The following is an 8,435-nucleotide window of genomic DNA, read 5'->3' as shown; positions in this document are numbered from 1 at the left end:
CAAGAATAAACAAGAAATAATTCTAACATAAGTTATTGCTAATTGGTATTTATTCCTAAAAAAAGTACTGTAATACGAACTATTCCTAATTGTTATTTATTGCTAAAATAAATACCGTAATATTAGATAAATATAAAGGGTGGCATTTTATGAAATCAAGAGGAATTACTCGTAAAGCAGATAGCATGGGGCGTATTGTTATTCCAATGGAAATAAGACGGAGTTTAGGAATTGTAGAAAAAGATTCTCTTGAAATGTTTATAGAAGAGGACCAGATTATTTTACGAAAATATCAATCACCAAGAGCTTGTGTACTTACAGGGGATATTTCAGACAGCAATATTTCGTTAGCGAATGGGAAGATTATTGTAAGTCCAAACGGGATGGAACTGTTAATAAAGAAGTTACAGCAATATCTTTTAAAATAAAAGGTAAGTAAGAAATTTAAAATAGAATATACTTGGAAAAAGGTCCTCTATCACCATTTAGGGGACCTTTTTATTGTTATCAATAAAATTGAGAGGCCGTAGTTGGTTCAATGAAATACGAATTACCTTATGAATAGTCTGACTATTTTTTATAAAAAAACTATTTATTTACATTTTTTGGTTTCGTGTTATATTTTTAGTGTTAATATATTTATCTTGAAAATTCTGATTTTAAACTCAGGAAAACTTTAGAAAATGAAATACTCTTACTTGAATTGAAAATCATATAAACATAGTTTGAAAGTAAAGTATGAAAATGAATCAGATTTTCAAATTAAATTTGCCAATTTAACGGAGATTCGTGGGGGAAATGTGACTAAGAAGAAATCTCTTATACTCCACGTTTTTTATTTGTAAATTGGTAGTTCTAATAGCTTTGAAGAAAAGCAAAGGAGCAAAAAAGAAGTAGGTAGTTCATTTAATAGAAGATATGGTGTGAAAAAATAAAACAACGGAGGTTTTATAATGAATAAAGGAACACTGCAGATTACAGAAATCGAAGAAATTAGCATTCCTAATGTATTGAAGGATAAAATGAAGAATCTAATAGACCATGAATTAAAAGCTCATAATCCTTATACTTGTGATCAAGAAATAGCTGCAAGCTTTTCAAGAGAGTGGCTTAATTGTTTGATTGATTATTTAAAGAAAACTTCGAATTCAGACATGAAAAAACTACTACATATGATAAAAGTAGCGAATTGTGGTGGGAACGTACCACCTACTCTTATTAAAAATATTCCATGTGATCCTATGGAAACCCTATTACCTGGGGAGAATCGCAAAGGTTTTAATTATGGTGAAGACGAAGACGATAGAATGAAAAAATATTTTTATGCAGAATGGGTCACATGGCTTTTCGCCACACTTTTTAATTATGATGCTTTAATTCACCCATCCGAACATGCAGGGAAAAATAGATTTCACCTCATTTCCCCTTTGAACAACGATGAAGTTTTGCGAAATGTCGGTGCAAGCACCGGTGGTGGGAACTTTTATCAACATAACGATGCCACAGTGTATACAGATATGAAAGACCAATCAGATATTGAAGCAAGATTGAAAACATTCAATACGAATTTAGAAATTGTATCAAATAGACTCAATAAATCCGTGGAAAGAATAGTGTCTGAAATTACTTGTGGAAAATTTACTAGAGTTGATGCTCTTTTATTAAAAGGAGTGTTAAATTTAAAAACTCAAACTCATATTGGAACGCCAAAATTACTTCAAAAGCATCTTGAAGAAAATGACTTCAGTAAAGATGATATATTGGCGATAAGTAAAATGCCTATTGCTCATATCGCAGGAATGGCGGATGGTGAAATATCTGGATTTGTAGGGGAAATAAACCAAATTATATTTTTGGATGATAATGGCGATATTATTGCAACTTGTTTGAATGGAGCAGAAAATAGATTGATTTATGTGGGAGAAAGTGAAGAAGAAAAATTGAAATTTGACATGTTTTTAGAACTCTTACGAACAACGCCTACTTATAAGGTTCCACTTACATCTGAAGATTTATTAATTATCCCAAATTCATACTATGGTAAACAAACAAATGTAACTCATGGTAGGGAAAGGTTATCTGAGGAAGAATATAAAATCCCGATTGGAGATAATAAGTACGGAAGAAGAATTGTTTGCAGGCAGTACGTTTCCAGCCGATTACGTGATCAGAAAGAAAGTTACTTTACAGATATCATTAACTAGTTTAAAGAGAGGAGGGGTGATGGGGAGGTTTGGGTTATAATAGCTCAAGCCTGCCCCTATTCTTTGTATGGATTTTACTATTGAATTACTCATACTACTATTTTTAGTAGCTGTATTAGCAGGATGGATAGATACAATTGCTGGGGGCGGTGGTATGATAACTATCCCGATAATGTTATTAGTAGGTATGTCTCCTTCTGTAGCGATAGCAACTAATAAACTACAAGGGAGTAGCGGAACCCTCATGGCAACAATGATTTTTATTAAGAAGAAAGAAATTAATCTCAAAGATATGCGTTTGTCCATCTTAATGACCTTTTTGGGATCCGTTTTCGGTGGATGGCTTGTTTTACAGATACGGGCAGAATATCTAATCATGATATTACCTTTTTTACTTATTATTATTGGTCTTTATTTTCTATTATCTCCAAATATAGCAAACGAAGATCGACCGAGAAAAATAAGTATGTTGTTGTTTGCGTTAACAGTGGCTCCGTTACTTGGATTTTATGATGGTTTCTTCGGCCCTGGAACAGGTAGCTTGATTGCTTTAGCGTTCATTCTCTTATGTGGATATAGTGCTACACGGGCAACTGCAAATGCTAAGATTTTGAATTTTACAAGTAATTTCGCTGCTTTGTTGTATTTTATTATTTTTGGCCAAATCGATTGGACAATTGGATTGATTATGATGCTTGGTCAAATTATAGGATCATATATTGGGGCGAAGATGGTGCTTACAAAAGGGACGGCATTAATACGACCAATAGTGGTTATTGTTTGCTTTGTCATGGCAATTAAAATTTTTTTACAAAATATAAACTGAATGTAATCAATATATTATTTGGATCAAAGTTAGAGTGTTTTCATGTTCTTATTGCAGTATTACGCTGTTTAAGATGTGTTCAAAATTACACAATTTGACTAGTGTAATGTATTGCGTTATGCTTTTTTTAGTATAAAAGAAAGGCTTGAAGATAATGATTCGTCGTTTGAGAAAGCTAAAAAATGTAGCTGTCGTAGTAAGCTTCTAAGTAAATAGCAAAATATATAATACTTAGAAGCGAGGAATAAAGTTATGAAGTATCCATTATTTAATCATTGGTCAGAAACAAAGTATATAAAAGATATAGTAACAAATCCACTCATTGAAGTGGGAGAGTACTCCTATTATTCAGGCTATTATAGTCATCAAAATTTTGAAGATGGCTGTGTAAGGTATTTATGGGGGGATGCTAAGTCACAAGCACTGTTTAATCCAATTGAACAGATGGGATGGCATCTTGATAAACTCATTATTGGGAATTATGTTTGCATTGCAAGTGGAGTAGTCATTTTAATGGGTGGTAACCATAATCATCACTCAGAATGGATTACAGTATATCCATTCGCTGAGCAAATTGAACAATCATATGAAACTAAGGGCGATACAGTCATTAAAAGTGATGCTTGGATTGGAATGAATGCTATAATAATGCCTGGCGTTACTATTGGTGAAGGTGCAATTGTTGCTGCAGGATCTGTCGTAAGTAAAGATGTTCCGCCGTATACAATAGTTGGTGGAAATCCTGCTAAGGAAATAAAGAAACGATTCACTGATACAGAAATAAACATGTTAATGGAAATGCGTTGGTTTGATTGGGATAGGAAATTGATTGAGAAGGCAATTCCGCTGTTATCTAGTCCATCCATCGAACCATTATTTGCTTTTTATAAAAATGAAGTGAAAAATAAATAAATCAGTTAGAAAAACTACATCCAGTATAGGGTGTAGTTTTTTTATTACAAAAAACTAATAGTTTAGACTAAAGAAAATTCATCTCTAATATAAGTCTAGCAAATAGCTGAATTGAATAATTAAAATCCTTGATAGCTAATAAAGCATTAACGGGCAGTAAGACCCCCACTGATTAAAGTTTCACTTTATTTTTTGTAAATATGGAACAAATGTAGCATCTAGATTGTCTATTAATTGTAATCCTAAAAAATATGAAAGTGCGAATCATTTTGAAAAATATAAGGGGATTAAAAATAGGGGTATGTGTGGGAATACAAAGTATCAGGGCACCTAAAAGTGTCGGATGAGATGGTCTATATGAAAGCGATCCTAACGTCTAATATGTATATATAATTTGAGAACACTGTCTATTTTTTTGAGATTATGTTAGAATAACGCTTTTTTTGAGTACAAAGATATTGGAGGTAACAGAAGTGAAAGGTATGTTTTGCAAGAGATTTATTGCAATAGTAACAGTGCTTACACTATTTTTTAGCATGTTCGTTACATTTGGAAGAGCAGCAGCGGAAACAGTTTCTACTATAGACGTTGAAGCGGGATCAGCAATTTTAATAGAAGCAAATTCCGGAAAAATTTTATATGAAAAAAATGTAGATGAATCATTGGCAATTGCTAGTATGACAAAAATGATGAGCGAATACTTAGTTCATGAAGCGGTGGATAAAGGAAAACTTAAATGGGATCAAAAAGTTAAAATCTCTGAATATGCACATAAGATTTCGCAAGATCGTTCATTATCAAACGTTCCATTAGAAAATGGTGGCTCTTATACGGTAAAAGAGTTATATGAGGCAATGGCAATTTACTCTGCAAATGGTGCAACAATTGCTTTAGTTGAACAGATTGCTGGTAAAGAAGTTAATTTTGTAAAAATGATGAACGATAAGTCGAAAGAGTTTGGAATGAAAGATTATAAATTTGTAAACTCTACAGGCTTAACAAATCAAGATTTAAAAGGATATCACCTAGAAGGGACAACTCTAGACGAGAAAAATAAAATGTCTGCAAGGGATTGTGCAATTTTAGCACAACGTCTTATTCAAGATTTCCCCCAAATATTAAATACAGCAAAAATTCCTAAAAAAACATTCCAAGAGGGTGGTAAATATCCAATTGATATGGCGAACTTTAACTGGATGTTAAAAGGTTTAATTAAGCAATATGAAGGTGTAGATGGTTTGAAAACAGGAACGACTCCAGAAGCGGGAGATTGTTTCACTGGTACAGTAGAAAGAAATGGTATGCGCCTAATTTCTGTAGTGATAAAAGCAAAATCTCATACGGCACGTTTTGATGAAACAAAGAAATTATACGATTATGGATTTGCGAATTTTGAAGTGAAGAATGTCTACGGAAAAGATTCAGTAATAAAAGGATATGAAACAGTTCGAGTGGCAAATGCAAAAGACAAAGATGTAGTAGTTCAAACGAAGCAAGCTGTTTCACTTCCAATGCCGAAGGGCAATAAAGACATTTATAAAAAAGAATTTAAAGTATTGAATAAAGAACAAGAAGCGCCTATTAAAAAAGGTGTAACAATTAGCAAAATGATTATCTCGCCTAAAGATAATACAGATCCTGGGTTCTTATCAGGTAAATCATTACAAATAGACCTTGTAACAAAATCTGATGTGGAACAAGCAAATTGGTTTACACGTTTTATACGTAAAACAGGATCTTTTTTTAGTGGTATGTGGGATAGTGCGATTGATATAGTAAAAAGCTAATTTTATAGGATACAACTAAATATTAGTCTGAAACAAAAGGTTTCAAAGTATTATAGATTCTTATGTGCATAGTTTGGAATGAAAGAGTGTATTACTTTTCAAATTGGGTCCTTCGGAATTTTTTGTATTTCTATCAAGCTAAAATAAATTTGTATCCATATATCCCAAAAACGCTATTCTTTTTGTAGAAATATACAGAAAGGATGGCGTTTATTATGAATCTTTCGATTTAAAGGATTCGGGTGCAAGGTTAGTTTAATAAAGTTACATGATGAAAAAACACCCATTATTCCATCAAATGACAATGAAAAATTAATATCCGGTACGTATTTCTGTAATTAGATTGTATCCCGCTATTTGCCGGGCAGTAAGACCCCCACCTCAAAATTCAGCGGAAGCAAGGAAGTTAGGTGGGGGCCCTGCTGCCCGTAAACGCCCGATTGGCGGGGGCTGATAATCAGTGGAGGATGAACAAAACCTCCACTGATTAAAGTTTCACTTTATAAAAATTTAATAAAATCTTTTCTTTGTATTAAATATTTTGTTTTACATTATGTATATAAAGAAATGGAGGTCAAATTAACTTTGTACTGCTTATATTAGGAATTTAAAGAAACAATATGTACAATCCACCCACTACATTCTTATAGTGGCATTTATGAACAGCAAAATTTACAATTTACAAGGAGAACATTTTATGAGTAAGAGAATAAAAGAATTAGATTCCATACGAGGGTTAGCGGCACTTACTGTGGTATTTGGACATTTTTGTTTAATGCTACCATCGTTGCCTAATTCTATTAAATTTTCCCCGCTTAGGTTTTTATGGGCGGGTGGGGAAGCTGTTATCGTTTTTTATGTACTAAGTGGTTTTGTGTTATCTATGGCACTTTATCATTCAAAAACAAATTATTGGGGATATTTAATTAAGAGATTTGTAAGAATCTATATTCCTTATTATTTTTGGATAATCGTTACCTTTGTTTTATTTATTTTATTTTCGTCGTATGAAGTGGTAGGGCTACGGGATTGGTTCTATGATAGGTGGCAAGGGTCTATAACGAACTTAGATATTCTAAACCACTTTGTGCTTCTTAATAACTTTTTTACGGAAAATTATAATCCAGTTATTTGGTCATTGGCTCAAGAGATGCGTATATCTATTGTGTTTCCTTTGTTATTCCTTCTTTTTTATAAACTGAATTGGAAGAAAACGATACTATTTGCTTTGAGCTTTTCATTAATTAGTGTTGTTCTTAATATGTTGCATATTGGGAAAGCTGAAGGATTTTATAATGGTTATGCTGATACACTGCATTTTACATCTATGTTTATGATTGGAATGTTACTTTTTAAGTATCAGGAAAAACTTATCTACTCATATAGGAATATGAAAAAATTTAAAAAAGGATTTCTTATTGCATTAGGGGTTATTCTTTATTTATATTCCATTTTAATTTATGGTTTTTCCCGTAATGATACAACTTTCTTATTAAAAGATTGGGGTGTCGTAATGGGGATTAGTATATTTATTATAATGGCTATGAGTAACCTAAAAGTAAAAGCATTTTTAAATAAGAGTGTATTTGTATATTTAGGAGAAATTTCATACAGTATCTATTTATGTCATTTTCCAATCATGATGGTACTATTTAAACTTTTGTATACAAAGATACCTATCTTTTTCCTTCTTACTTTGTGCATTGCAATGACACTACTTTTTTCTATAGTTTCATATTATTTAATCGAAAAGAAATGTATCAACTGGGCAAAACAAAGAACAACAAATTTTTTGAAAAAAGTATAATTCCTAGATAGATTGTATTTCTTTAGTAAATATATGAATATGACCGATTCCTAAGTATACTTAGGAATCGGTCAATTTTGGATTCTAAATGTAAATATAGTAAAGTGGAATATAATCGAAATCGAAAACCACTTAGAAATAACAATTACGGTGTGAGCTATTGTATAGTATAGATATGGTTAATAATAAAGGGGGAATACATATGTGGAAGCGATTTGTAGCAATTGGTGATAGTTTTACAGAGGGGATAGGGGATGAAGTTGAGGGAATTGCATTAAAAAGCTGGGTAGATCATTTTGTTCAACTGTGTGAAAACGATATAGAATATGCCAATTTTGCAAAGCGTGGGTTAGTAACTAAAGAAATTCGCTCGCAGCAATTGGAAAAAGCGCTAACTTTTAATCCAGATTTGGTTAGTCTCATTGCAGGGGCAAACGATGTTTTAAAAGGACGTTGGAATCACGATGCATATAAGAACGATATGGAATTTATGATAGATACATTAAGTAAAGCAGGGGCTGATATTATTATAGCAAACCTTCCAGATTTTACAGTTAGGCTTCCTTTTGCTTCTGAAAAAAAACAAGTAATAAAAGAACAATTATTAGAGGCAAATGAAGTTATACATTCACTGAGCAGAGAGTATAAGCTTCATCATGTTGATTTTTGGAATCATCATTTAGTTAATGATAATACGCTTTGGTCTAAGGATTTAATTCATCCAAACTCAAAAGGATATGTAAAAGTTGCTGAATTAATTTTTAGTAGTTTGCCTGTACAGAAGATAAAATAATAGTTTGCAATTTAAAGAATATGATATTAAGTGTATGAATTTATATTTTTTAGTAAATGGAAAGAACTAAACATTTAGCAAACAAAGCGTATCTACGATATATTTC

General features: G+C 32.0%; 7 protein-coding genes. All 7 read left to right on the top strand.

Annotated elements, in window-relative coordinates; genetic code table 11:
- Positions 1–149: 149 nt before the first annotated feature.
- The 7 genes from ACO6VI_RS32385 (at position 150) to ACO6VI_RS32355 (ending at position 8,329) form a co-directional block, all read left to right on the top strand.
- The gene (locus ACO6VI_RS32385) at positions 150–428 is read left to right on the top strand and encodes an AbrB/MazE/SpoVT family DNA-binding domain-containing protein (RefSeq protein WP_063547292.1); all 279 of its coding nucleotides are present in this window, start codon (positions 150–152) and stop codon (positions 426–428) included.
- Between the two features lie 525 nt (positions 429–953).
- Positions 954–2,204: a hypothetical protein gene (locus ACO6VI_RS32380; protein WP_063547293.1), complete on the top strand. Its 1,251-nt coding sequence runs from the start codon at positions 954–956 to the stop codon at positions 2,202–2,204.
- Between the two features lie 67 nt (positions 2,205–2,271).
- Positions 2,272–3,030 (top strand): TSUP family transporter, encoded by a 759-nt coding sequence (locus ACO6VI_RS32375; protein ID WP_029442323.1) that lies wholly within the window; start codon positions 2,272–2,274, stop codon positions 3,028–3,030.
- A gap of 252 nt (positions 3,031–3,282) precedes the next feature.
- Positions 3,283–3,942 (top strand): CatB-related O-acetyltransferase, encoded by a 660-nt coding sequence (locus ACO6VI_RS32370; protein WP_161520460.1) that lies wholly within the window; start codon positions 3,283–3,285, stop codon positions 3,940–3,942.
- Between the two features lie 473 nt (positions 3,943–4,415).
- Entirely contained in the window at positions 4,416–5,729 is a 1,314-nt protein-coding gene (locus ACO6VI_RS32365; RefSeq protein ID WP_088021272.1) for a D-alanyl-D-alanine carboxypeptidase family protein, read from the top strand.
- A gap of 658 nt (positions 5,730–6,387) precedes the next feature.
- Positions 6,388–7,536, top strand: coding sequence for an acyltransferase family protein (locus tag ACO6VI_RS32360; RefSeq protein ID WP_088021271.1), 1,149 nt, complete (start codon positions 6,388–6,390; stop codon positions 7,534–7,536).
- A gap of 202 nt (positions 7,537–7,738) precedes the next feature.
- A complete protein-coding gene (locus ACO6VI_RS32355) occupies positions 7,739–8,329 on the top strand; it encodes an SGNH/GDSL hydrolase family protein (protein WP_000265883.1) in 591 nt (196 codons plus the stop codon).
- Positions 8,330–8,435 lie beyond the last annotated feature (106 nt).

It is taken from the genome of Bacillus sp. PSXD-155 (assembly GCF_049310765.1).
GTDB lineage: Bacteria > Bacillota > Bacilli > Bacillales > Bacillaceae_G > Bacillus_A > Bacillus_A cereus.
Note: the sequence above shows the minus strand (reverse complement) of the source record. Positions and strands in the feature narration are given on the sequence as shown.